The organism is Asticcacaulis sp., assembly GCA_024707255.1.
In the GTDB taxonomy this organism is placed as follows: Bacteria; Pseudomonadota; Alphaproteobacteria; order Caulobacterales; family Caulobacteraceae; genus Asticcacaulis.
Genome location: JANQAC010000002.1, coordinates 419,788 through 442,168, shown reverse-complemented (window position 1 = coordinate 442,168; position 22,381 = coordinate 419,788). Strand labels below are relative to the sequence as shown.

At 60.4% G+C, this 22,381-nt stretch carries 26 protein-coding genes, 2 tRNA genes, 2 pseudogenes and 1 riboswitch; of the genes and pseudogenes, 9 read left to right on the top strand and 21 right to left on the bottom strand.

Features of this window, described 5'->3' with window-relative positions; genetic code table 11:
- The first annotated feature begins 98 nt into the window (after window positions 1–98).
- A complete protein-coding gene (locus tag NVV72_13440) occupies window positions 99–1,718 on the top strand; it encodes an ATP-binding protein (GenBank protein ID MCR6660283.1) in 1,620 nt (539 codons plus the stop codon).
- Window positions 1,719–2,003: 285 nt separating this feature from the next.
- Here NVV72_13440 and NVV72_13435 read toward each other — a convergent pair.
- The 10 genes and pseudogenes from NVV72_13435 to NVV72_13390 all read right to left on the bottom strand — a co-directional run bounded on the left by NVV72_13435 (window position 2,004) and on the right by NVV72_13390 (window position 7,752).
- A tRNA-Phe gene (locus tag NVV72_13435) sits at window positions 2,004–2,079 on the bottom strand.
- Window positions 2,080–2,187: 108 nt separating this feature from the next.
- Complete coding sequence (gene yacG / locus NVV72_13430) at window positions 2,188–2,424, bottom strand: DNA gyrase inhibitor YacG (GenBank protein ID MCR6660282.1); 237 nt, start codon at window positions 2,422–2,424, stop codon at window positions 2,188–2,190.
- Window positions 2,421–3,428 carry a ribonuclease E/G gene (locus NVV72_13425; protein MCR6660281.1) on the bottom strand — a complete coding sequence of 336 codons (1,008 nt, stop codon included), beginning with the start codon at window positions 3,426–3,428 and terminating at the stop codon, window positions 2,421–2,423. The genes yacG and NVV72_13425 overlap by 4 nt, the downstream gene beginning before the upstream one ends.
- A pseudogene (locus tag NVV72_13420) lies at window positions 3,425–4,002 on the bottom strand (Maf family nucleotide pyrophosphatase). The gene NVV72_13425 and the pseudogene NVV72_13420 overlap by 4 nt, the downstream one beginning before the upstream one ends.
- A 9-nt stretch (window positions 4,003–4,011) precedes the next feature.
- The gene (gene infA / locus NVV72_13415; GenBank protein ID MCR6660280.1) at window positions 4,012–4,233 is read right to left on the bottom strand and encodes a translation initiation factor IF-1; all 222 of its coding nucleotides are present in this window, start codon (window positions 4,231–4,233) and stop codon (window positions 4,012–4,014) included.
- 167 nt (window positions 4,234–4,400) lie between these two features.
- Window positions 4,401–4,919 carry a porin family protein gene (locus NVV72_13410; protein ID MCR6660279.1) on the bottom strand — a complete coding sequence of 173 codons (519 nt, stop codon included), beginning with the start codon at window positions 4,917–4,919 and terminating at the stop codon, window positions 4,401–4,403.
- Window positions 4,920–5,206: 287 nt separating this feature from the next.
- A complete protein-coding gene (locus NVV72_13405; GenBank protein ID MCR6660278.1) occupies window positions 5,207–5,665 on the bottom strand; it encodes a UPF0262 family protein in 459 nt (152 codons plus the stop codon).
- Between the two features lie 77 nt (window positions 5,666–5,742).
- A complete protein-coding gene (locus tag NVV72_13400; protein ID MCR6660277.1) occupies window positions 5,743–6,198 on the bottom strand; it encodes a DUF2948 family protein in 456 nt (151 codons plus the stop codon).
- Window positions 6,199–7,492, bottom strand: a pseudogene (gene murA / locus NVV72_13395) (UDP-N-acetylglucosamine 1-carboxyvinyltransferase).
- Window positions 7,493–7,542: 50 nt separating this feature from the next.
- Window positions 7,543–7,752: a hypothetical protein gene (locus NVV72_13390; protein ID MCR6660276.1), complete on the bottom strand. Its 210-nt coding sequence runs from the start codon at window positions 7,750–7,752 to the stop codon at window positions 7,543–7,545.
- 161 nt (window positions 7,753–7,913) lie between these two features.
- Between NVV72_13390 and NVV72_13385 the strand changes: the two genes are divergently transcribed.
- Window positions 7,914–7,988 (top strand) — tRNA-Thr (locus NVV72_13385).
- 49 nt (window positions 7,989–8,037) lie between these two features.
- Here the strand turns inward: NVV72_13385 and NVV72_13380 are convergent.
- From NVV72_13380 to NVV72_13360, 5 genes are all read right to left on the bottom strand, one after another.
- Entirely contained in the window at window positions 8,038–8,247 is a 210-nt protein-coding gene (locus tag NVV72_13380) for a hypothetical protein (GenBank protein ID MCR6660275.1), read from the bottom strand.
- A 3-nt stretch (window positions 8,248–8,250) separates the two neighbouring features.
- The gene (locus NVV72_13375) at window positions 8,251–8,688 is read right to left on the bottom strand and encodes a hypothetical protein (protein MCR6660274.1); all 438 of its coding nucleotides are present in this window, start codon (window positions 8,686–8,688) and stop codon (window positions 8,251–8,253) included.
- Entirely contained in the window at window positions 8,675–9,916 is a 1,242-nt protein-coding gene (locus NVV72_13370; GenBank protein MCR6660273.1) for a DUF2793 domain-containing protein, read from the bottom strand. Before NVV72_13370 ends, NVV72_13375 begins: the two co-directional genes overlap by 14 nt.
- Before the next feature lie 68 nt (window positions 9,917–9,984).
- Window positions 9,985–10,221, bottom strand: a complete 237-nt coding sequence (locus NVV72_13365; protein MCR6660272.1) for a hypothetical protein — start codon at window positions 10,219–10,221, stop codon at window positions 9,985–9,987.
- Window positions 10,214–10,462, bottom strand: a complete 249-nt coding sequence (locus NVV72_13360; GenBank protein MCR6660271.1) for a DUF4112 domain-containing protein — start codon at window positions 10,460–10,462, stop codon at window positions 10,214–10,216. Before NVV72_13360 ends, NVV72_13365 begins: the two co-directional genes overlap by 8 nt.
- Window positions 10,463–10,672: 210 nt before the next feature.
- Here NVV72_13360 and NVV72_13355 point away from each other — a divergent pair, with 210 nt between their 5' ends.
- Window positions 10,673–11,593: an endonuclease/exonuclease/phosphatase family protein gene (locus NVV72_13355; protein ID MCR6660270.1), complete on the top strand. Its 921-nt coding sequence runs from the start codon at window positions 10,673–10,675 to the stop codon at window positions 11,591–11,593.
- Here the strand turns inward: NVV72_13355 and NVV72_13350 are convergent.
- The 4 genes from NVV72_13350 to NVV72_13335 all read right to left on the bottom strand — a co-directional run bounded on the left by NVV72_13350 (window position 11,590) and on the right by NVV72_13335 (window position 15,057).
- Window positions 11,590–12,126: a hypothetical protein gene (locus tag NVV72_13350; protein MCR6660269.1), complete on the bottom strand. Its 537-nt coding sequence runs from the start codon at window positions 12,124–12,126 to the stop codon at window positions 11,590–11,592. The genes NVV72_13355 and NVV72_13350 overlap by 4 nt on opposite strands.
- 83 nt (window positions 12,127–12,209) lie before the next feature.
- Window positions 12,210–13,043: a 23S rRNA (adenine(2030)-N(6))-methyltransferase RlmJ gene (gene rlmJ / locus NVV72_13345; protein MCR6660268.1), complete on the bottom strand. Its 834-nt coding sequence runs from the start codon at window positions 13,041–13,043 to the stop codon at window positions 12,210–12,212.
- Window positions 13,040–13,390: an MmcQ/YjbR family DNA-binding protein gene (locus NVV72_13340; GenBank protein ID MCR6660267.1), complete on the bottom strand. Its 351-nt coding sequence runs from the start codon at window positions 13,388–13,390 to the stop codon at window positions 13,040–13,042. The genes rlmJ and NVV72_13340 overlap by 4 nt, the downstream gene beginning before the upstream one ends.
- The gene (locus NVV72_13335) at window positions 13,387–15,057 is read right to left on the bottom strand and encodes a homoserine dehydrogenase (protein MCR6660266.1); all 1,671 of its coding nucleotides are present in this window, start codon (window positions 15,055–15,057) and stop codon (window positions 13,387–13,389) included. The genes NVV72_13340 and NVV72_13335 overlap by 4 nt, the downstream gene beginning before the upstream one ends.
- A 155-nt stretch (window positions 15,058–15,212) precedes the next feature.
- On the opposite strand from NVV72_13335, the gene NVV72_13330 reads away from it, so the two are divergent.
- Window positions 15,213–16,127: a DMT family transporter gene (locus NVV72_13330; GenBank protein MCR6660265.1), complete on the top strand. Its 915-nt coding sequence runs from the start codon at window positions 15,213–15,215 to the stop codon at window positions 16,125–16,127.
- A gap of 193 nt (window positions 16,128–16,320) precedes the next feature.
- On the opposite strand, the gene NVV72_13325 is transcribed toward NVV72_13330, so the two are convergent.
- Entirely contained in the window at window positions 16,321–17,043 is a 723-nt protein-coding gene (locus NVV72_13325) for an acyltransferase (protein ID MCR6660264.1), read from the bottom strand.
- Window positions 17,044–17,160: 117 nt separating this feature from the next.
- Window positions 17,161–17,267: riboswitch (SAM riboswitch) on the top strand.
- Between the two features lie 70 nt (window positions 17,268–17,337).
- On the opposite strand from NVV72_13325, the gene NVV72_13320 reads away from it, so the two are divergent.
- From NVV72_13320 to NVV72_13300, 5 genes are all read left to right on the top strand, one after another.
- Entirely contained in the window at window positions 17,338–18,318 is a 981-nt protein-coding gene (locus NVV72_13320; protein ID MCR6660263.1) for a homoserine O-succinyltransferase, read from the top strand.
- A gap of 15 nt (window positions 18,319–18,333) precedes the next feature.
- On the top strand, window positions 18,334–18,819 hold the full coding sequence (locus NVV72_13315) for a hypothetical protein (protein ID MCR6660262.1): 486 nt from the start codon (window positions 18,334–18,336) through the stop codon (window positions 18,817–18,819).
- Window positions 18,820–18,828: 9 nt separating this feature from the next.
- The gene (gene metB, locus NVV72_13310) at window positions 18,829–19,998 is read left to right on the top strand and encodes a cystathionine gamma-synthase (GenBank protein MCR6660261.1); all 1,170 of its coding nucleotides are present in this window, start codon (window positions 18,829–18,831) and stop codon (window positions 19,996–19,998) included.
- 36 nt (window positions 19,999–20,034) lie between these two features.
- Window positions 20,035–20,919 carry a TIM barrel protein gene (locus NVV72_13305; protein ID MCR6660260.1) on the top strand — a complete coding sequence of 295 codons (885 nt, stop codon included), beginning with the start codon at window positions 20,035–20,037 and terminating at the stop codon, window positions 20,917–20,919.
- A gap of 77 nt (window positions 20,920–20,996) precedes the next feature.
- Window positions 20,997–21,890, top strand: coding sequence for a hypothetical protein (locus NVV72_13300; protein ID MCR6660259.1), 894 nt, complete (start codon window positions 20,997–20,999; stop codon window positions 21,888–21,890).
- 50 nt (window positions 21,891–21,940) lie between these two features.
- Here NVV72_13300 and NVV72_13295 read toward each other — a convergent pair whose 3' ends face one another.
- Window positions 21,941–22,363 (bottom strand): organic hydroperoxide resistance protein, encoded by a 423-nt coding sequence (locus NVV72_13295; GenBank protein ID MCR6660258.1) that lies wholly within the window; start codon window positions 22,361–22,363, stop codon window positions 21,941–21,943.
- Window positions 22,364–22,381 lie beyond the last annotated feature (18 nt).

Sequence of the window (22,381 nt, the reverse complement as noted above, 5' to 3'; positions counted from 1 at the left end):
GCACCGGACCGCCTTCGTGGCGCTGGGACTGACGGTACTGGTTCTGGCCAGCGTGGGCGCCGGGCTCTACTCTGAGAGATCTACACCAAAGACAGGTCATTCAGGCCGCGCGCGTCCAGGCCAGCATTGTGGCGGATTCGCTGTCAGGCGCCCTGGCTTTCGGCGATCAGGCGACCGTTTCGCAGATCACGACGGCCATTCGCGCCAATCCGGAAATCGAGGCCCTGATCGTTCTCGATGACAAGGGCATACCGGTGGCCCATTATGGCGAAACCATCACGCTCCTGAATGGCCGCAATGAACTGCGGGCCAGTGATGGCTTTACGGTGCGCGTGCCCGTGGCGGAAAAGGGCGTCGTCCTGGGCACGGTCATCCTGAAACAACGTAGCGAACCCCTGGGACTGCGGCTCGCGCGGTATGCCGGCGCCGCCCTGCTCCTGGTTGCCGGCTTGTCGATGCTGACCATCATGGCCTTTGACACCCGTGCTTTGGCCCGTGGCAACCGGCGCCTGCGTGAGGTCATGGAGGAGCGTGAACGCGTGGAAGCCGCCCTGCGTCAAAGCCAGAAAATGGAAGCGCTGGGCCGCCTGACGGGCGGCATTGCCCACGATTTCAACAACATGCTCGCCGTCATCATTGGTAATCTGGACCTGTTCATCCGCCGCTATCCCGACGCAGACCCCAAAATGCTGCGCTTTGTCAGCGGCTCGCAGGAAGCGGCCAAGCGGGCGGCGTCCCTGACCCAGCGGCTGCTGGCCTTCTCCCGCCGCCAGCCGCTCGACCCAAAGGCGACGGATATCGGCCGGTCGATCACGGATCTGTCGGATATCCTGCGCCGCACACTGGGTGACGCCATCAGTATCGAAACCCTTCGCGCGCCCGGATTGTGGCGCGCCAACGTGGATACCAGCCAGTTTGAAACGGCCATCATCAACCTTACCGTCAATGCGCGCGACGCCATGCCTGAAGGCGGCAAACTGCTGATCGAATGCGCCAATGCCCGGCTTGATCAAAGCGATTCGGAGGCAGGAGACGATGTGACGCCCGGCGACTATGTCATGGTCGCCGTCACCGATACCGGAACCGGCATGGCGCCGGAAATCCTGTCACAGGTTTTCGAGCCCTTCTTCACGACAAAACCGGTGGGACTGGGCACCGGCCTGGGCCTCAGCCAGGTTCATGGCTTCGTCAAGCAATCCGGCGGGCATGTCAGCCTGTCCAGCGAGGTCGGCCGCGGCACGACGGTGAAATTGTATCTTCCACGATGCATGGACGCCTCGGACGTCCCGGCGGCCGACCGCATCGTCCGTGCGGCACACGGGCGTCGTGACAAAATCGTGCTCGTCGTCGATGATGAGGCCGGCGTGCGGGATTTCGTCTGCGAGGCCCTGACCGAACTGGGCTATGACACCTTAAGCGCTGAAAATGCCGATCAGGCGCTCGATATCTTCGAGGAAGGGACGCGGATCGATATCCTGCTTACGGACGTCCTGATGCCCGGACGCAGCGGCCGGGAACTGGCGGATGAAGCCCTGACGCACCAGAAAGACCTGAATGTCGTGTTCATGACGGGCTATGCGCAGGACGCCATTGTCCATAACGGCAAGCTGGATGCTGGCACGAGGCTGCTCAAGAAGCCCTTCACCATCGAGCAGATCGGCGCGGAACTGGAACGACTGGAAAGGACTAGTGCAGATTTTATAAATCCCGCGCCTTAACAGACTCACTTATTTAAGGCGCGCCATACGCCAAAACTTGCCGCCTGCCTTGCTTATAAATAGAAACAAGCCACCTGCGTCGGCGATTTTTGTAATTCTTTGCAGGATTAGGTTGCGCAGCTCTGATAAGCGCATCTGAAAGTGACATTATGGGTACCGGATTCACCGGCATAAGATACCACTGGATCTTTCGATTTACGGATATTCAGGACATCTCTGGACTAAGAATGCCAGAAAACCTTACTTCATAATGATTTTCCAAGCCGTATAGGTGTCTTCAGGAGATGGTGCCTGGAGCCGGAATCGAACCAGCGACACGCGGATTTTCAATCCGCTGCTCTACCAACTGAGCTATCCAGGCCCTCACAGCCAGCATCGTAATAATCACGACGCCTCGGGCGGAGGCAGGTCTATAGGGGAGCTATATCCCCTTGTCCAGACGAAAAAGACAAGGATTTCCGAAAAACTGTCAGTCTTCCACATCATCCTGTGATGAGGTCGCCGACGTCAGCCCGGCATCGCTGTCTTCCTCGCTGACCGACAGGCTGCCACCACCATCAATGACATAATCCCCCTTCAGCCAGTGGACCAGGTCGACATCGGCGCAGCGTTTGGAACAGAAGGGCGCGAAGCTTTTCGCGGCATTGGCCACGCCTTCCAGCGCCTCGCCGTAAGGCTTCTGGCAGCGGGTGCATTTGCGGATCATATGACAACAACCTCGTGCTGAGCTGCGACTTCCAGGCGGATGATCGCCGACAGCGGATCATGCGACGCCGACAGCAGCGGACGGATAATATCTAGTGTGGCCGCCGGCGCGCGCAAGGTCAGCAAGCGCCCTAGTTCGCTTTCGGCGCGTTTTGCGGCTTCGCGCAGCAACAGGTGCGCCGCCCGGACAGGCGACCGAATCGTATCCATCAGCGGCGTGGCGCCCCAGGGGCGGACGAATTCCAGCGTGCCGAACTTGCCGACCGGACCGACAATAAGCCTGTCCGCCTCCGGGCCGAAGCCGGCAAGTAACAGTTGGCGCAAGCGATCCGCATCATGCCGCTTGCCGATCAGGTCGATGACCACCAGTCCGGCCAGCCCGGACAATCGCAGCCGCCGGCCGATATCGGAGACGGCGCGCTCATTGCACGCCTTGGCGAAGGCTTTGGGCGTCAAGACGCCCTCGCCACCCGCCGAATCGACATCGCAGGCGATCAGGGCGCGCGTGCGCTCTATGCTAAGATAGCCGCCTTGTGGCAGAGGGCCTGACGGATTGAGCGCCCCGCCTTCGGCCACATCCAATGCGCCAAAATCAACGATTGATTCAACGAAATCACCAAAAGCGGCAGCCTTGGCCAGCAGACGATCCTTCAGGGATTGAACCGGCGTTATCCGGCGCGGCTCGCCTTGCGCGGCACCGATCAGCCGGGCGCGTGCCCGTTTCTCCTGACGCGCCTCGGCGATGATCTCAATTTCCAGCGCGGTGCCTTCAACCAGTTTGGCAAAGACCTCCTGCGGCACGTCCAGCACCGCTTCGCTGCCATCGGCCAGCGACAGGAAGGCCAGGCCGCCAGCCTTGCTTTTCAGGCGCGCCACCGAACGGACATTAACCATAGTCAATGATTGATTGTGCTCATAGCCCTCAGCATAGAGATGCGGCTTACCATCGATACAGACGGCACCACGCGCCAGCCCGAACCGGCTTTCATAATGCAGGGTGATCACGGCCTGTAGCCCGCGCCATCGAGCAGGCAGCGCGTCTCGTAAAGCGGCAATCCCATGACGCCGGTATAGCTTCCAACGAGTTGCGTCACATAACTGCCGGCGAGGCCCTGGATAGCGTAGCCGCCAGCCTTGCCGATCCCCTCGCCGCAGGCCAGATAGGCGGCAATATCGATGTCACTCAGGCGCTTGAAGGTCAGGCGGGTCTCGACCAGGCGCGACGACAGTTTACCGACCGGATTGACCACGGCCACGCCGGTATAGACGCGATGACCGCGCCCGGAGAGCAATTTGAGGCAGGTCGCCACATCGGCCTCGGTATCCGCCTTGTCAAGCACCCGGCGGCCCACACTGACCACCGTATCGGCAGCCAGCACAAAGCCGGGCGTCACCGCCGCCACGGCTTGCGCCTTGGACACGGCCAGACGCAGCGCCAGTTGCGCCGGGGTTTCATCTTTCAGGGGGATTCGTCGAGATCGGCCGCCGCGATATGATCAGGCACAAGCCCGATCTGGGCCAGGAGATCGCGGCGGCGCGGGCTGGCGCTGGCCAAAATCAGGTTCGCGCGCTCAGCCATCAGGCGCTTTTACTTGAAGCGGTAGGTAATACGACCCTTGGTCAGGTCATAGGGCGTCATTTCGACCAGGATACGGTCGCCAGCCAGCACGCGGATGCGGTTCTTGCGCATCTTGCCGGCGGTGTGGGCGATGATTTCATGGCCGCTTTCTTCCAGCTTGACGCGGAAAGTGGCGTTCGGCAGCAGTTCAACGACCGTGCCCGGAAATTCCAACAGTTCTTCTTTTGCCATACGGCCCCTCTGGATGCGGACGGAATCCGCACCGGACTCACATCGCTCAAAATATCAGATTGCGCCCTTTATACCCAAAGGCCGCGAGTGGAAAGCCCAAAAAGGAAAACGCGCCTTGCCGGGGGAAGCAAGGCGCGTTTGGAGTGAAGAGGTTCCGGAGGGGGGAATTAGAACTTCTTCACGAGACTGAGGGTAGCCGTATCGGCATTACCCTTGTCACCGGTAAAATCCGAACGCGTATAATCGGCGCGAACGGCATACTCAGGATTAATGTGATACTGGCCGCCGATGCCGTAATCGAGCGCCGTGCCCTGTTCCATCTTGCCAGCAGCAGCCGGGGCCTTCAGGTCGGTATCGGAGACGCCGACGCGGCCGATCAGGTCGAAGCTGGGCGATACCGGCAGATAGCCGACGCCATAGACAGCGGCCTTGTTGGTCAGCTTGTAATTGCCGCCGACGCCATTGTCGTCATTGGTGCCGAAAGCGGCTTCGCCTTCAACGCCGAAATGGGGGGTGATCTTGGTGCCGACACGGGCATTGACGCTGCCCAGCTTGGAATCGGTCTTGTCATTGTCGGTCTGCTGGTAGCCGAGCGAACCATAAACATGGCCCACGTCCTGGGCGCTGGCAGCCGAACCGATAGCAAGGGTGGCCACGGCAGCCGTGGCGATCAAAAGGGTCTTCATAGCATGTGCTCCATATTGAACTGGTCACGCACCGGGGAGAGTGCGGGCCGGACGATCCTGTTGTCGTCTGGGTTTAACATGGCGATGCCACCGGGCCTTCGTGGGGCGATTGCGGGGTCTTTTTGAGGTCTTTGCGGCCAAATAAGACCTTATGGTCACCCTTCCGCCCCGATTAAGGCGAACGGCGTGATATATGGCCGGTTTTGGCCAGATTCACGCCCTGTTGCTGAACGAAGATGAATGAAATAAATGTAATAAAATCATAAAGATAGAAAAAATTTGCCGACTCAGATCCGCACCAGTGCATTGACCAGCGTAAACAGGCGCCGCGCCGTTTCATGATCGATGGCCACCTTGCCCCTAAGTCGCTCGGCCAGCAGCTCGGCGCCTTCGTTATGGACGCCGCGGCGGCCCATGTCGATCGACTCGATCTGCGCCGGCGTGGCGTTCTTGAGGGCCTCGTAATAACTTTCACAGATGAGGCGGTAATCACGCAGCATCATCTTGAAAGGCGCCAGGGACAGCATGATCTTGCGGGCGAAGTCAGGCCCGGTGATATCGAAAACCAGCCGGTTGTCCTCCAGGGCCAGCCGCAGGTCAAAAGGCCCCTGCCCTTCCGCCGCCCCTTCGGGCACGAAGCTGTTCTTCTCGATCAGGTCGAACATGGCGACCTTGCGCTCGTGCTCCACCTGGTCGGAAGGTGCGCTCAAGGAGGCTTCATCAATGTCGATTCGGGCGATACGCATGGCAGTTGTCTCACTTTCGGTCCCAAAGCAGGATGAGCACGATTGCCCCTGATTTGGCAAGATCAAGTCCCGAAGGGTCAGAAATGCGCCGGCGTACTGCGGGCGCGGCGCGGGGCCGCCAGGTCGAGCAGAAGCACGTCGATGCACTCGGCTTCAATACGGATGTCTCGATGGCTCGCGCCGGCAAAACGCAGGGTCAGGGCAGCGGCGGGCGCTTCCAGGGGCTCGACCGCGATATCGAGCAGGCTCAGCGGCAGGTTCGCCTGTTTGATATCGAGCCCGCGCATTTTGACCGCCATCACGCCCGAAATTCGCAGAACGCTCGGCGCGCGCAGCGGGACGCTCTTTCCGGCCTCATGGCAGAAGCGGTTCATGCGCAGGGTGAAATGACGGCCGGCCGGATCATAGCTCAGGTCGCCGGCGCGCAGGGCGGCATCCTGCACCAGGGCAGAGATGGCCGGCAGATCGTCAGCGTCCTGCGCCATCAGGCGCAAGGGCTTTGCCGGCGCCTTTCCTAGCCCGAAAAGCCCCATTTATTCGTCTTCCATGACCGGCGTATCGCCCTTGATGCGGCGGATCTTCGCGCCGCAGGCCGACAGCTTGCCTTCCAGGTTCTCAAAGCCGCGGTCGAGGTGATAGACGCGATTGACGATCGTTTCGCCGCGTGCCGCCAGTCCGGCGATCACTAGGCAGGCCGAGGCGCGCAGGTCAGTGGCCATGACCTGCGCACCACGCAGTTCGGCCACGCCATGCACGCGCGCCTCGCTGCCGGTGACGCGGATATCGGCACCAAGGCGGCCCAGTTCCGGCACGTGCATGAAGCGGTTCTCGAAGATGGTTTCCTTGATCACGCTCTCGCCTGTGGCCAGGGTCATCAGCGCCATGAACTGCGCCTGCAGATCGGTGGCGAAGCCGGGATAGACATCTGTGGTCACATCAACCGGCCTGATGGCACCGGAGCGCTTGATGGTCACGGTATCGAAACCGCGATGGACCTCGCAGCCGGCCTCGACCAGCTTGTCGAGCAGGATCGAGATCAGTTCCGGACGCACCTTGGTCAGGCGGACCTCGCCACCGGCCATGGCGCCGGCCACGGCATAGGTGCCGGCCTCGATGCGGTCGCAGATCACCGACCAGTCCGTGCCGTGCAGGCTGGCGACGCCTTCCACGACGATGGTGGTGGTGCCGTGGCCGGAGACCTTGGCGCCCATGGCGTTCAGGCATTCTGCCAGATCGGAGATTTCCGGCTCGCAGGCGGCATTCTTCAGCACCGTGGTGCCATGGGCCAGCACCGCCGCCATCAGGGCGTGCTCCGTGGCGCCGACGGAAACGAAAGGAAACTCGATCTCGGCGCCCTTCAGGCCGCGCGGTGCCTGGGCGAAGACATAGCCTTCGTGCATGTCGATATGAGCGCCAAGGGCTTCCAGCGCCTTGAGGTGCAGATCGACCGGACGCGCGCCGATGGTGCAGCCACCGGGCAAGCTAACCTTGGCGTGGCCGGTGCGGGCGATCAAAGGCCCCAGCACATTGAACGAGGCGCGCATCTGGCGCACCAGATCATAGGGCGCGAAGGCCGAGGTGATTTCGGGCGTATGCAGCAGGGTTTCCTGGCCGTCCGCGCCATCCGATTCGGTGATCTGGGTGCCGAAGCGCGTCAGTAGACGGCCCAGCAGACGCGTATCGGCCAGCCGCGGCATATTGGTCAGGCGCACGGGCTCGGAGGTCAGCAGGGACGCGGCCATCAGTTTGATGGCGGAATTCTTAGCGCCCGAAACGGGAATGTCTCCGAAAAGAGGGGTGCCCCCCCTCGATAGCAATGCGATCCATGAACCGGCCTGTAACTCGAACCTTGGCGCCAAAGCGGCGAATACGCGGTTCTACATGACATTAGGCGGCGCGCAATACATGCTTGCGCTTTTAGGACTCCTTTGCTTCCCTTTTTCGTTATCGGCGACGGGTTGTTCGTCAGTGGTGGCGGCAGCGGCCTTGCGACGGCGCAGATTATCGCGCAGGGCCGCCTGCAGGCGCGCGGCGCGCATCTCTGCCTGGGTCAGCTTGCGTTTTGGAACTTTGGGTGTTTCGGACATAAAAAAGCCGCTCGGTTGGGACGAGAGGCGTTCGGCTTAAGAAATCCGGGGATTAATTGCAAGCGGGATGATTTTTCGGCCGGGCCGGCGCATTTTTCGCTTTGTCTTTTCAGAAACTTTGGCTATAGCCCCCGCCTCGGGTGACGTTTACGTCCCCATTCGCCGCGTTAGCTCAGTGGTAGAGCGCATCCTTGGTAAGGCTGAGGTCGAGAGTTCGAGTCTCTCACGTGGCACCACGAAGGCCCTTGTCCCTAAAGGACTTGGGCCTTCGCCATTTCCGGACAGCTATTTCATTTGTGGTGTCTGATCCACAAACCGTCCGATCAGGCCGGCCACGGCCACAAGTACAGTGATCTTCGCCATACCCTGCGCCGGGATCAGCGCCTTCAGTTCGTCCGGCACCTGCAGCCAGATCGTGGGGATGGCCACCACCGCACCGAGCGCCCATGTGGAATAGGCTTTCAAGGTTTCGCGCCAGTTATCGATAAATTTCATTTCTTAGCTCCTGTAGGGGTATTTGAACATGGAAACGGAGGTCATGGCGCGGTTGCCGGTGCCGCTGATACCGACCGCACCGAACAGACCCAGTTCAGGGGACCAGCAGACGCCGCGCCAGCTATTGTCGGCGGCGCTTGTGCGCAGGGTCCAGGTGACGCCATCGGGCGAGGTCATGACGCGATTGCCGGTACCGCTGCCGCCAACCGCGCAGAACAGGCCCAGTTCGGATGACCAGCACAGGCCGCGCCAGTCGTTATCTGCCGCGCTGGCGCGTGTGGTCCAGGTAATGCCATCGGGGGAGGTCATGATGCGGTTACCCGTGCCGGAATTGGCAAGGGCACAGAAAAGACCCAGCTCCGGCGACCAGCAGACTGACAGCCAGTTATTATCTGCCGCGCTGGCGCGCGTCGTCCAACTTATGCCGTCAGGGGACGTCATGACCCGGTTTCCCGTGCCGGTAAGGGCTACCGCGCAGAAAAAGTCCCAGGTCTGCAGCCCAGCAGACGCTGTACCAACTGTTATCGGCCGCACTGGTGCGGACCGTCCAGGTCGTGCCATTGGATGAAGTCATGACGCGGTTGCCGGTGCCGGTGATTGCCACGGCGCAGAAAAGTCCCAGTTCAGGCGACCAGCACACCGAGCACCAGTCGTTATCGGCGGCACTGGTCCGCGCCGTCCAGATAATGCCGTCCGGCGAGGTCATGACCCGGTTGCCGGTGCCGGAATTGGCCACCGCACAAAACAGGGCCAGTTCAGGCGACCAGCACACGGAAATCCAGTTATTGTCGGCGGCACTCGTGCGCGCCGTCCAGGTGATGCCGTCCGGCGAGGTCATGACCCGGTTGCCGGTACCGCTAATCGCCACCGCACAGAACAGGCCCAGCTCCGATGCCCAGCAGATGCTGTACCAACTGTTGTCGGCGGCGCTCGTGCTGGCCAGCCAGACGGCGCCGGTGACATAGTTGCGCTGGGGGACAGGTGGCGTCTTGTAAACGGCCTTACCGAAACGCACCCGGCCGCTGAAGCGATTCACCATCAGGGCCGCGCGCCAGGAACTGCCATCCGGCGAGACCTTCACTCCGAAATTGTTGTCGCCCAGCAAGCCCAGCACAGCGCGCGTGCTGTACCCTTTTTGCAAAAGGATCTGCGCGCTGTTGCCGTCGGCCTCCTTGTTGAGGGTCAGCGAAATGTCGCCGCTGCCGCCTTCGGCCACCGTCTTGCCGCTGAGCAGCGCTGCCGGCCCCTTCATGGCCAGCACATTATAGGCATCGGCGGTCGTACCGACACCGAGGCGGCTGAGATTGGCCAGCGCCTTGATCGCGTCCTCGAACGCCGTCCAGCCGGAGGCCGTGCGCAGCAGGAAAACGCCTTCACTTTTGACAAAGATAATCGCGCCTTCGGGAAAATTCACCGTTTCCCAGACGCCTCCTTCGGCGCGGACGAATGTCCCCGCCGCCAGTGTGCCCCACGCGGCCCCCGTGGGGCTGGCCGGCAGGATGTAGCTGTCGCCATCTGTTGGAGTTGCCGGCTGCGCGCTGAGGGTTCGGCTGATTGCCTGCGCCTGGACGAGGCTTTCCAGCCGCATCAGGCCGGCGTTCATGACAATGCGCTTCTGGCTATGATCGCCGATCAGCGGCAGTTGGAGTCGGGGTGTCGTATCGCTCACGCCTCACCTTTGCTTCAGGAATGGACAGGTGCCTGAAGGATGATGCGATAACGATCAGCGGGGATTATTTATCCAAGGTAGACAAGCCGTTTCTTGCCTTTCGTGGCGCGCATTTCGCCGACATTGTCCTGATGGCTGCCATCCCGGTGGGCCTGGGAGGCGCTGCCTTCGATATAGAGCGTCTTATCGATATCCTTCTGGATCATGTGGGCGGCATAGAGGTGCCCCTGGAAGAAGGTATCCAGGATACTGCCGGCGGGGATTACCGGAATAATGCCGTCAAACACACTGATGCCGCTATCCATGGCCAGAACGATAAAGGCGGCGACCAGTGTTACCGGATCGCAGCGCGCGCAGCCCCTGAAGGAGGATAAACCCTCCCGCCAGAACCGAATAGACGGGCGCTACGCCGGGAAACCAGGCCAGTATGCCATCCAGGCCGATGATATTGATAGGCCCGATGCCGATGATGCGATCAGACAGGCGCTTTACCGTATCGACCGAGTCATAGATGCGCCGTACCTCGTCATGTGTTTTTGCGAACATGAGCACTTTCCCAAAAGTGTCCGCACTTTTTGGATTAAAAAGTGCGTATAAACGAAAAAGGCCGGAGCCTTTTCCAGATTATTTAATTGGGAAAAGGCTCTGGCCCTTGCCCCCCGATGGATCGACACATATAGACGCTACAGACTGGCATTATTAACCAGTAGCGGGGCGGACACCGCTTTTGTCAATACTGATTGGACTCAGATGCGCGTGATCACTGTCCTCAGAACAAGCTGGTCAAGTCTATGTATCGGCGCATCCGCCCTGTCGCTGGCAGGCGGACTGATCTGCCTCAAGACCTTTCATTACCCCCTGCTCTATCTCCTCGATATCTTCACCCTGCCATTTCTGTCTCTGACAGTGGGCCTGACCTTCGCCTTCTGGCTGGTCCGCGAGAAAGCCGCCTGGCGATTGGGCGCGGTCGCCAGTGGCGTCTGGCTGTTGGCCCTGGCGCCGCAGGCCTTCGTGACGCAAGCTCCGGCGCAGGACACGGTGCCGGCTGTGCGGCTGATGTTCGCCAACCTGTATATCCACAACAAGACACCGGAGCGCCTGCTGGACTGGGTGGATGTGGAGAAACCGGATATCATCGCCACGGTTGAAAACCTGACCGATCCCAAATACACGCCGATGGTCGACAGCCGCTATCCGTACCATTACAAATACCACGATACGGTCGTCTATTCCCGTTACCCGATCCTGTCGAGCCATCGCGGCGACACGGAATACAGTTTCGACATGCTAGACATCCGCACGCCCCAGGGCCTGATGCACCTGGCCGTCGTGCATCTTTGCCAGCCGAAGATCGAGACCCATGACTGCCAGTCGTCGCAAATGACGCGACTGGGGGCGGACATATCGCCGGATCAGCGCCCGAACACCGTTATGGTCGGGGACTTCAACTCTGATTTAAGCGCCTATCTGTTGCAGGATTTCGCGCACGACATGGGCTTCAAGCCGATGGCGGCGCCGATTGGCACATGGCCTTCTGTATTGCCGGGCATATTGCGCATCGGCATCGACAACGCCTTCGCCGGCAGGAATTTCAGCCTGTCACGCCGCAAGGTGGGGCCGGATAACGGATCGGACCATCGGCCGATCGTGGTCGATATCCGGCCGGCGCGCGCTTAAACCTTTTTCGTGGGCTTTTTGACTGCCGAGACGGCCTTGGCGATCGGCTTGGGTTCGACCTTGGCGGCCGCTTTAAGAACGGCTGGCGCTTCCACCACCGCATCGCTAACCGCCACCGGGGCTTCGATCACCGGATCAAAGACGACTTCGGGCTCAGGGGCGATCTCAGTGACCGTATCCGCCACCTTTTCAACGGTTTCCACAGCGGCCTTGACAGTGGTTTTCGCCATATCCGCCGCCGCATCGACCGAAGTCTTGACCGCAGGTTCCGCAGCGGCCGAAGACGCCCCCCAGACGCCGAAGCCCGGCCATTTGCCGGCAAGATCGGTCATTTGCGGCATGTCCTTCAACATGCCTTCGCTCTTGGTGAGGCTCTGCGTCATAGCCCAGGCGCCCAGGCCAAAGCTCGAGGCCGCCCAGAAGGGCACCCACATCGGCGACAGGGCACCGACCCAGAAGTTCACCACTTTTTCGGAGGCCGCCTTGACCTCTTCCGGAGTGGCGGGAAATTTCGGCGTCGGGTAATCGGTCATGCTTAACATCTCGGCCTCTGGGTTATGGGAATATTGCGGCGCAACATAGCATGGCGGGTATTAATCGCCAATATGGCGAGCGATCACAATATCCTTATGCGCGCCTGTCCGCCTGTTTCGCCGAAAGTCGCCACCACATCCTCACAGATGGCGGTCAGCAGGGGGGCGAAATCATCCGGCGCATTGACCGTCACCAGGGCGCAGCCGTTCATTTTCATCGGATTCCACAGTGGCCGCAGACGAAGTTCGGCCACCACCATCTGGGCGATTTCGCCGATTTCACGTTCCATATGACGCAGCCAGGAATCGAAGGTTTCCAGGTCCTTGAGCGGCAGCCAGATCAGGAAGCGCGCATTGCCCCTGAGCGTCAGCACATCACGCACCGTCTCGGTAATCTGCTTATAGTCATCCGGTTTTTCAAACGGCGGATCGATCAGGTATAGCAAATCCTCATCGCCCTCGGTGGTTTGCCGGGCCACCTTGTAGCCATCAGCCTTGATCGCCTGACCGCGTGGCTCGATGCGTTCGGCCAGCAGGCGCACATCATCGTCACGCAGTTCGCAGCCGACATACTGGTCACCGGCGCGCTGGTGATCGAGGATCAGCACCGGCGACCCCGGATAGATGCCGATCTGTCCCTTGAACCCCGCCTTGGCGTTCTTGGCCCGGACATAATCGGCCAGCGGTTTCAGGCTTTCCGGCACGTCGCGCCCCATCAGGTACTTGATGCCGGCTTCGGCCTCTTTCGAGCGGGAAAAGTCAGGATTGGACAGGTCGTAATAGCCGGCGCCGGCGTGCGTATCGACCACCAGCAGCGGCTTTTCATTGTTCCGCAGCAGGCGCAACAGGGTCAGCACGGCGGCGTGCTTGGCGAGATCGGCAAAATTCCCGGCGTGAAAGCCGTGTCTATAGTTCATGAAAGTCCCAGTTCGCGTCTCGTTTTCTTCGGCAGGGCGGCGACAATAATATCATATGACCCGCGCACATGATCCATCAGGTCATCATCGGGGATGCCCCTGGCCTGAATCCACTTCATGCCGCGTGAGGCCAAATAGGGCGCCGGCCTGCAGCCATCGGCGTCGCTGAGGATTTCATAACCGATCGGCGTCACCTTGAAACTGACCGAAAGCCCGATATCATCCAACCAACCCGCAATCGCGTAGACCTTTCCCCCTACCTTCCAGACATCGGCCCCGCCCCACTGCACCACATGGGTGGATTGGGGCAAACTGGCGCAGAAGGCGTTGAAGGCAGCCGGCGTCACTTGAGGGGCATCTCGCGGGCGATTTGCAGGGTATCGGCCAGCAGCGATTCCGAGGTCGGCCAGGCGCCGGCGCCCTTGCCGGTGACGTACCAGGTCTCACCATTATCCAATTCGATTATGGCGCGGTTTTGCTCGCCACGCGCGCCGACGAGATAATGATTGGCATCCAGCACTTCCAGCTTCATCGAACCTTCCAGGCCGTTCGCCGTCGGATAGGCGCGCGCCACATAGCGCAGGCCCTTGCCCTTCGGAATGACCAGCGACTCCTCGGTGATCTGGCCGACCTCGATATGTTTCGGCGTCTGGCCAGGGAAGGCGATTTCGCGCAGCAGTTTCAGCTTGGCGCCGACATCGGTGCCGTCGAGATCGGCGGTCGAGTCCGGCTCGGCGAAACCTAAGCGACGGGCTTCATCCATGGCGGCGTCGAAGGTCTTGCCCGATTCCACCTGATCGATGACGAAGTTGGAGGTGCCGTTGAGCACACCGGCCAGCGACTTGATCTTGTGGCCGGCGGCCACGGCACGTTTCAGCGCTTCGATGATCGGGGCCCCGCCACCTACCGAAGCCGAATAGGTCAGCATGGCGCCGGAAGCCTTTGCGGCGGCGCGCAGCTTGTCGGCTGAGGCGGCCACAGCCTGCTTGTTGGCGCTGGTGACCGAAACACCGGCCTTGAGGAAGCCTTCCAGCAGTTCGGCCGAGGGCGACACGCCCGTGCCGATATCGACGAACACATCGACATCATTGCGTACGAACGACCGGGCATCCGATGTGAATTTCGCCGCCAGCGGATGATCGCGGCGCTTCGAGGCATCGCGCACCAGGATGCGATCGACCTCGATCATCTCTGGCCATTCCAGGCAGCGTTCGAGGAACTTGGAACCGACCCCGCCGGCGCCCATCACGGCGATGCGGATCGGGCGCTTCAGGGTCTGGGCCTTGCGGTAGACCGTTTCGGTGCCGAGCGTGGTTTCATAGCCGCGCGCCAGGCCGGCCACCTGAACTGTCAGGCCATTATCGGCGGCGAAACGCATGGCCTTGCCCTGCACTACGGGGAAGGCGATTTTCAGCGCCTCGTCCCAGTTCAACGACTCGTAGGGTTTGGCGGAATCGCCAACATTGGCCGGGTCGGCGTCATAGACGGCATCGACATCCTTGATCAGGCGAGCGGTCACGCCCAGCGCCTTGGCTATGAAAACAGCCGTCAGGTCCGAACCACCGCGGCCCAGCAGCACCGGCTCACCGGCAGCGTTTTCCGCCACATAGCCCGGCACGACCACCAGGTCGACTTTTTCGAGATCGCCGGTCAGCACCTCGGCCTTGATCGAAACGGGATTGGCGTTCAGGTGCTCGCCCTCGGCGACCAGGCCGATCTCGTTGGCCGAACGGAATTGCGTTACGATGCCCGAGCGTTCGCAGGCCATGGCGAGCAAGCTGGCCGCACGCATTTCGCCGGTCGCTACCAGATGCGGCGTGGCCGAGGATACGGAGGCTTGCGTATAGCTGCCGGCCAGGCGCAGAAGCTGGTCGGTCTGCCCCTTGAAGGCCGAAACCACGGCGATCACCTTGTGGGCGTCACGGACATAGCGGTAAATCTCGGAGACCGCGCGTTGCAGCGCGCTTTCGCTCGTCAGCACAGACCCACCGAACTTAACGACCAGGACAGACATAATTCACCCGTTTCAGACCAATTTGCACGGTCGCTATAAGACTTTGGCGCCGGAGCCAAGAAAAAACGTGTTTGGCGTTAAGATTCTTGGCGTTGGTTTCGTGCGCAACCGTAACCGGGCTTGAACAACGGACAGCAATACGGCAAAGCAGCCTCATGCACAGCTACGCCGTTCTTTTCCGGGCCTATGGCCTTCTCATCCTGACCAGCCTGATCTGGGCCGGTAACAGCGTGGCGGGCAAGATCGCCGCCGGCCATGTCGATCCGATCCTGCTGACCACCCTGCGCTGGTCGATCGCCGCCCTCGTCATCACGGTCCTGTCCGTCAAACATCTGAAAGCCGACTGGCCGGTGATCAAACGCCACTGGCCGCTTTTGTTCGGCTATGGCGCCAGCGGTTTCGCCCTGTTCAATATCCTGCTCTACTCCGCCCTCACCCAAACGGCGGCTGTCAATGTCATGATCGAACAGGCCGGCATTCCGCTGATCATCTTCCTCGGCAACTTCCTGATTTTCCGCATCAAGGCGACGGCGGCGCAACTCACCGGTTTCGTCATGACCTTCACCGGCGTCCTGATCACCGCCAGCCACGGCGATATCCACCAGCTTCTGCACCTGAAGCTCAATATCGGCGACGTGATGATGCTGGGCGCCATTCTCGTCTATGGCGGCTATACGATCAGCCTGAAATGGAAGCCGATGATCCACTGGCAAAGCTTGCTGGCTATTCCGTGCATCAGCGGCGCGCTGACCTGCGTGCCCTTCATCATCTGGCGCGCGCTTACCCACCCGTTCGGCGCGCCGGACGCTACCGGCTGGGGCGTGGTGGCCTATGCTGCGCTGTTCGTTGCCCTGCTGGCCTCGGCCACCTATATCGCCGGCATCGAACTGATCGGCCCCAACCGCGCCGGCCTCTTCATCAACCTGCTGCCGATCTTCGGCGTCTTTCTCGCCGTGCTGATCCTGCGCGAACCGCTGCATGGCTTCCATATCGTGGCGCTGGCGCTTGTCTGCGGCGGGATCGTCCTCTCCGAATGGCGCCGATTCAGGCCGGCTAAGCCCGCGGCATAGAAGATAAATGGCACCAAAATGTCTTGGTGAGACTCTGCTCACAAAAACCTATTACCATACGACGGAAGCTTGCTATCAGGATTTGGAATCCGAACTAAACTCAGTTTGCCATGTTTTGCTGGTGCCGATTGGCAGCGGGAGCACTCATCGTCTGCCCGGCGGAGCCCCATTAAATGCGGAAAGGGCTAAGATATTATCGGCCGGTTGCAGCAACGCCAATAACTGGCTGAATATAACTCTTGGCTTCCTGACGCTCACTATATGTGGGTATTCTGTCGCGGGTCCAGTATATGCGCTCTCGTACGATTTTAGCAGGATTTCCCCCAACCGCGCACGCTTGCGGAACATCCTTCGTTATGACAGAACCGGCCCCTATCACGGCTCCCGCTTCAATTGTCTTTCCCTTTAGCACCATGACAGACTGGCCAATCCACACGTGGTCCCGGACAACAATGGGCGCCGACTTATTAATCTGTCGGTCAGTTTCATCAAAAACCGGGTGCATGTCGTTGGGGCGAAAAGTTACACCTTTGGAAATCATGCAATCTGCACCGATAATCAAGGCGTCATCGTTACGAAATTCAGCCTCCAGGCCGCCAACAGTCGTGCCCTGACCTATAGCGAAGATAGCATTGTCGCCCCAGAAGTTCAGCCCCATTCTCGCCTGCTTACTAGACGCGCCAATGATAACAACGAGATTATCAGAGCCTTGAAGCATAATCGGAGCGTCCAGCGGACAACATACGATAATTGTATTTTTTGCCGCATTATCTGAATGCGTAATTCTTGGTGGCTTTTTTTTAGCCGTCTCGCTCAGATAGAGCGTTCCACACTCGATATTCTGCTTTTCAAGTTCCGGCAGTAGAAAAGTTGTGGCGGGAAAACCGAAACGCTGCAATTTGCTGAGGTCTATCATACCGCACACATTATGTTAGGCGTTCGACATGTGCAACCCTGAGCTTTTGCCTCCGGAATATATTCCGCCCGATGAAGCCCTCTTGACGCAACAGCAGCATTTGCGCATATAGGCGCTTACTCATCGAGACCAGCCGAGGGAAAGGCCCAACGACGCTGGGGCAACCGCCAGATATCTGGTATGGTGCCAACTCCTACAGGGCGCATTTCCCTGACAGATGAGACGGAAGTCCAACGCCCGCGCGGCGTCTTTTCCCGTCTGGTCCGGTGAGGTTTTGCAGCGACCGGACACACCATGAACGCCCACACCTTCAGCGCGCCCGACCTGATCGGCACCGATATCATCGCTCCCATTCCCGCCGATTTCCGCCTGCAAAGCGGCATGAAGCTGGAACAGGCAGACGTAGTGGCGCGGCTCTATGGCCCGAAGGAAGCTCCGGTGGTCGTGGCGGCGGGCGGCATTTCCGCCGGGCGCGTGCTGTTCGCCAAGGAAGACACGACCGACACGGCGCCCGGTTGGTGGGAAGGCGTGGCCGGGCCTGGTGAGGCGCTCGATCTCAACCGCTTCCGCGTCCTCTCCATCGAATTCGCCCCGCGCCTGCCGGCTTCGCAGGTCTATACCATCACCACCCACGATCAGGCGCGGCTGGTAAAGCTGCTGCTCGACCAGTTAGGCGTTGAGAAAATTTACAGCTTTATCGGCGCCTCCTACGGCGCCATGATCGGCCTCGCCTTTGCCGAGCTGTACCCTGATGCGGTTGAGCGCCTGTGCGTCATCTCTGCCGCCCACCGCGCCCATCCGATGGCCACCGCCTTCCGAGGCCTGCAACGCCGCCTGCTGCAATTCGGTAAGGAGACCGGTCGGCCGCAGGATGGCATTTCGCTCGCCCGGCAACTGGCCATGACGACCTATCGTTCCGACGCCGAATTTTCTGAACGCTTCGATGGTCCGCCGCCGGAAACGGCCGGCGGCAACTATGTCGTCTGCGGCTATCTGCGCGCCCGTGGTGACGCCTATACCGCCACCGACGTCAACCGCTGGATCTCGATGTCCGACAGTCTGGACCGCCACCGCGTCGACCCGTCGAAAATCAAGGCCAAGGTCTTCCTGGCCGCCGTCCCGACCGACCGGCTGGTGCCTTACGAAGACATGAAGGCTCTGCACGAGGCGCTGTCTGACAGTGTCTTTATCGACTTTCCCTCACTTTATGGCCACGATGCTTTCCTGAAGGAAATCAAACTCGTTTCTGAAATCGTTCGCACTTCACTAAAATGACCGAGGGGGAGAATTATGAAAGCGCCATACCTTATTCCGGCGACCGCATTTCTATTATTGGCCAGTTGTCAGTCCCGTCCCCCTTCTTCACCTCCTCCTGCCAAGGACATGCGCCAATCCGTTGAGGCGAAGGAGGCATTTGCAATTGACTTGCCGAAAGAGTGTAATCTGATGGGTGGCGACGCCCAGCTCGACTTTGCGATTTTACGCGTCACCTGCAAAAATACCCCCTTGATCGGCATATATGCTGGTAACGCAGCCAATATTGATAATAACAATGAAGGACTGATCGCCAAGCCAGACATCGGCAAGCGAAGCCGTATTGTTGTTGCGTCAGACCAGACTCAAACCATTCGCGGTTTCTTATGGCAAACGGATTATAGTTGGCCCTCCGAATTGCACATCTGGATTATGAAAGGCGAGGAACGTAACCCGCTGGCACAGGAAATTGCAGCATCAGTTCGCCCTACTCAACCCACCGCCACCTCGACTTCAAACTAGAGCTTTAACGTGTCCAAAGACTATCTGAAAAATGCCGGCCTCGGCACCAAGGTCATCAATATCGGCATCGACTCTGATCCGGCGCACGGCGCGGTCATGCCGCCGATCTATCTGACCACCAATTACAGCTTCGAAGGCTTCGGCAAGAAGCGCAGCTATGACTATGGCCGCTCCGGCAATCCGAACCGCGACATCATCGCCGAGGTGATTGCCGAACTGGAAGGCGGCGTCGGCGCGGTCATGACCGCCTCCGGCCTGGCGGCGCTCGACCTGCTGTGGCAAGACTTGCCCGGTAATAAGCGCGTGGTCGTCCCGCACGACTGCTACGGCGGCACCCAGCGCCTGCTCAATGCCCGCGCCAAACAGGGGCTGATCGATCTGGTCTATGTCGATCAGGGCGATGATGCCGCCATCGAAGCGGCCCTTTCCGAACCGACGGCCCTGCTCCTGCTGGAAACGCCGTCCAATCCGCTGATGCGCCTGATCGATCTGGAAAAACTGATTGCGCTCGGCCATAAAGCCGGTGCGAAAGTTGCGGTCGATAACACCTTCCTGTCCCCCGCCCTGCAAAACCCGATCAAGTTCGGCGCCGATTTTGTCGTCCACTCGACCACCAAATATATCAACGGCCATTCGGATGTGATCGGCGGCGCCCTGGTCTGCACCACGCCGGAAGACGTGACTCTCTATCGCTGGTGGGCCAATTGCGTGGGCGCCACAGCCGCGCCGTTCGACAGCTACCTGACCCTCCGCGGCGTGCGCACCCTGTTCGTCCGCGTCCGCCAGCAGCAGCAGTCAGCGCAGGCCGTCGCGGAATTCCTGTATGCCCATCCGAAGGTCAAGGCCGTCCACTATCCCGGCCTGCCGTCGCACCCCCAGCACGATCTGGCGAAAAAACAGCAATCTGGTTTCGGCGCCATGATGAGCTTTGAGCTGGCCGGCGGACTTGAAGCAGTAAAACAGCTTTTCGACCATATAGAATTGTTTTCGCTGGCGGAATCGCTCGGCGGCATCGAGAGCCTGATCGTCCATCCGGCCTCGATGACCCATGCTGCCATGTCGCCGGAAGCCCTGGCCACGGCTGGCATTAGCGACGGCCTGATCCGCCTGTCGATCGGCCTGGAAGAAGCCCCGGACCTGATCGCGGCGCTTGAACGCGGGCTGGCGCAAATCGCCTGACCGTCATAAGGTATCTGCCAGACAGGGAGATACCTTATGAGCAATCTGACGCGCCGGGCCGCTTTCGCCCTGGCAGGACTGGCCGCTGCCACGCCGGCCCTGAATACGGCGGCAGCGGCGGCGCCTGACATCAAGGCGGCGCTCAGGCCATTCGCCTGTAATCTCGATACCTGGTTCACGGATACGCCGTTCGCCGACCGCTTCGCCCTGGCGGCAAAAGCCGGCTTCACACAGGTGGAGTTCTGGCCGGTCCGGCGAGACGACATGGACGCCATGAAGGCCCGCGCCCTGCTTGATGCCAATGGGCTGGCACTTACGCAATACGCGCCCGCCGCACCCAATTTTTCCGATCCCGCTAATCATGACGCTCTCATAACCATGATCCGTGACGCCATCGCCGACTCGGCCATTCTCGGCTGCAAGGCCATCACCCTGGTCGGGCATCACATTGTCGACGGCCTGTCGCGCGAGGCCATGCTGAGCGGCTACACCACCGGCCTGATGCGGATCGCGCCGCTGCTGGAGCAGGCAGGCCTGATGGCGCTGGTCGAGCCGTTCAATACGGTCAATCACCCCGGTCACCTGCTCAACGGTTCGCGCCCGGCCACGGCCATGCTGCGCGCCGTTAATTCGCCGATGGTCAAGCTGCAATGGGATTTCTATCATATGCAGCTTGAAGACGGCGACCTGATCGAAAAGGTCACTTCCGCTATCGATCAGGTCGGCTACGTACAGTTGGGCGATGTGCCCGGCCGTCACCAGCCCGGCACCGGCGAGGTCAACCATATCAACCTGCTGAAAGCCATCCGGGCCGCCGGTTATAAGGGACCAATGGGGCTGGAATATTACCCGCTCAACAACGACTACAAACGCGCCGTGAGCGAGGCCGCGGCCCTTTCTGTAACGACCGGGCACGCCTGATTCCCTTTTCCGTCCCCCCTATTGCCAAACTCATATTGCGGCGCATTATACCTATACGGGGTTAGGTGGGGGTCTGCATGAAACGGGTTATCATCAGCATTCTGATCAGCGGTTTACTGGCCGGTCCGGCCTTGGCCAAAAAGGCGCCGCCCGCGCCGCCACCCCTGCCTTCCGAAGAGGTCATCGCCGCCGAGCGCGCCTTTGATGCCTTTACCTTTGAGCACGGCTTCAATGCCGGCTTCCATGAATACTCGGCCCCGGATGCCCTGACCTTCGGCCCGGCCCCCGAACGTACGCATGACACAACTGCCGCTGCCCCGGCCTCCACTCCAAACGAGCCGCCTTCGCAACTCAGATGGTGGCCGGCGCGACTCGGCATTTCATCGTCCGGCGACCTCGCCTATGATCTCGGCGGCTGGACCTGGGGCGACAATCCCGAAGGCGGCCGGTTCTTCACGGTCTGGCAAAAGCAGACGGACGGGTCCTGGAAATGGCTGATCGATACGCGCGCCGGCAGTGGTCCCGTTGACGCCCTGCCGCCAAAGCAGCCGACCTATACGGACTTCATTCCCCGCGGCACAAGCGACAGCCCCGGCACCGCCGCCGGCGAAATAACGGCCGCCGATGTCACGCTCAACAAGGCCCTGACCGTACAGGCCGCCACCACGGCCTATAATGGCTTCCTGGTGCCGCCGAGCATTGTCAGCCAGGAAAGTGGCGCACCGGCCCAGACGCTGGAAGCCCGCCTGCCGATCCTCGATGCCCGTCCCCAGGGCCTGGCCTGGGTGCCTGAAGGCCAGGGCGTTTCAAAGGCCGGTGACTTTGGTTACACTTGGGGGCACGCTGCGACCGACGATCACAATGCGACCATTCAGGGCTACTATATCCGCGTCTGGCGCAAGGACGGTCCGAACGCCGCCGACTGGCATATCATCGCCGATATCTATCATCTGGTGAAACCGGCCGCATAACAAAAACCCTCCGGAAAACCGGAGGGCTTCATCCTGTAGATCAGGTCAATTCAGATCCGCGACAGCTTTACGTCGATATTGCCGCGCGTGGCGTTGGAATAGGGGCAGACCTGGTGCGCGTCGTTAATTAACTTGTCGGCCACATCCGGCGCCAGGCCCGGCAGCGAAATCTTCAGTTCGACCGTAATGCCGAAACCGTGGCTGATCTTGCCGATGCCAACGCTCGATTCGATGTGGGTATCGGCCGGCACCGCGATCTTCTGGCCGGCGCCCACCGCCTTCAAGGCACCAATGAAGCAGGCGGCGTAGCCCATGGCGAACAGTTCTTCCGGATTGGTGCCGTCACCACCAGCGCCACCCAATTCCTTCGGTGTGGAAAGCTTAAGGCTCTGGTTGCCCGCCGAGGCGGTGCCTTCGCGGCCGCCGGTGGCCTTGCCGTGAGCGGTATAGAGTACGGTTACAACTTCGGTCATTGGTCAGTCTCCTTGTTA

Bases quoted from the DNA above. Each gene is read 5' to 3' on its own strand.
- yacG (MCR6660282.1), bottom strand. From the start codon at position 2,424: ATGATCCGCAAATGCACCCGCTGCCAGAAGCCTTACGGCGAGGCGCTG.
- infA (MCR6660280.1), bottom strand. From the start codon at position 4,233: ATGGCAAAAGAAGAACTGTTGGAATTTCCGGGCACGGTCGTTGAACTG.
- NVV72_13410 (MCR6660279.1), bottom strand. From the start codon at position 4,919: ATGAAGACCCTTTTGATCGCCACGGCTGCCGTGGCCACCCTTGCTATC.
- NVV72_13405 (MCR6660278.1), bottom strand. From the start codon at position 5,665: ATGCGTATCGCCCGAATCGACATTGATGAAGCCTCCTTGAGCGCACCT.
- NVV72_13400 (MCR6660277.1), bottom strand. From the start codon at position 6,198: ATGGGGCTTTTCGGGCTAGGAAAGGCGCCGGCAAAGCCCTTGCGCCTG.
- NVV72_13390 (MCR6660276.1), bottom strand. From the start codon at position 7,752: ATGTCCGAAACACCCAAAGTTCCAAAACGCAAGCTGACCCAGGCAGAG.
- NVV72_13380 (MCR6660275.1), bottom strand. From the start codon at position 8,247: ATGAAATTTATCGATAACTGGCGCGAAACCTTGAAAGCCTATTCCACA.
- NVV72_13375 (MCR6660274.1), bottom strand. From the start codon at position 8,688: ATGACGTCCCCTGACGGCATAAGTTGGACGACGCGCGCCAGCGCGGCA.
- NVV72_13365 (MCR6660272.1), bottom strand. From the start codon at position 10,221: ATGGATAGCGGCATCAGTGTGTTTGACGGCATTATTCCGGTAATCCCC.
- NVV72_13360 (MCR6660271.1), bottom strand. From the start codon at position 10,462: ATGTTCGCAAAAACACATGACGAGGTACGGCGCATCTATGACTCGGTC.
- NVV72_13350 (MCR6660269.1), bottom strand. From the start codon at position 12,126: ATGACCGATTACCCGACGCCGAAATTTCCCGCCACTCCGGAAGAGGTC.
- rlmJ (MCR6660268.1), bottom strand. From the start codon at position 13,043: ATGAACTATAGACACGGCTTTCACGCCGGGAATTTTGCCGATCTCGCC.
- NVV72_13335 (MCR6660266.1), bottom strand. From the start codon at position 15,057: ATGTCTGTCCTGGTCGTTAAGTTCGGTGGGTCTGTGCTGACGAGCGAA.
- NVV72_13330 (MCR6660265.1), top strand. From the start codon at position 15,213: ATGCACAGCTACGCCGTTCTTTTCCGGGCCTATGGCCTTCTCATCCTG.
- NVV72_13325 (MCR6660264.1), bottom strand. From the start codon at position 17,043: ATGATAGACCTCAGCAAATTGCAGCGTTTCGGTTTTCCCGCCACAACT.
- NVV72_13320 (MCR6660263.1), top strand. From the start codon at position 17,338: ATGAACGCCCACACCTTCAGCGCGCCCGACCTGATCGGCACCGATATC.
- NVV72_13315 (MCR6660262.1), top strand. From the start codon at position 18,334: ATGAAAGCGCCATACCTTATTCCGGCGACCGCATTTCTATTATTGGCC.
- NVV72_13305 (MCR6660260.1), top strand. From the start codon at position 20,035: ATGAGCAATCTGACGCGCCGGGCCGCTTTCGCCCTGGCAGGACTGGCC.
- NVV72_13300 (MCR6660259.1), top strand. From the start codon at position 20,997: ATGAAACGGGTTATCATCAGCATTCTGATCAGCGGTTTACTGGCCGGT.
- NVV72_13295 (MCR6660258.1), bottom strand. From the start codon at position 22,363: ATGACCGAAGTTGTAACCGTACTCTATACCGCTCACGGCAAGGCCACC.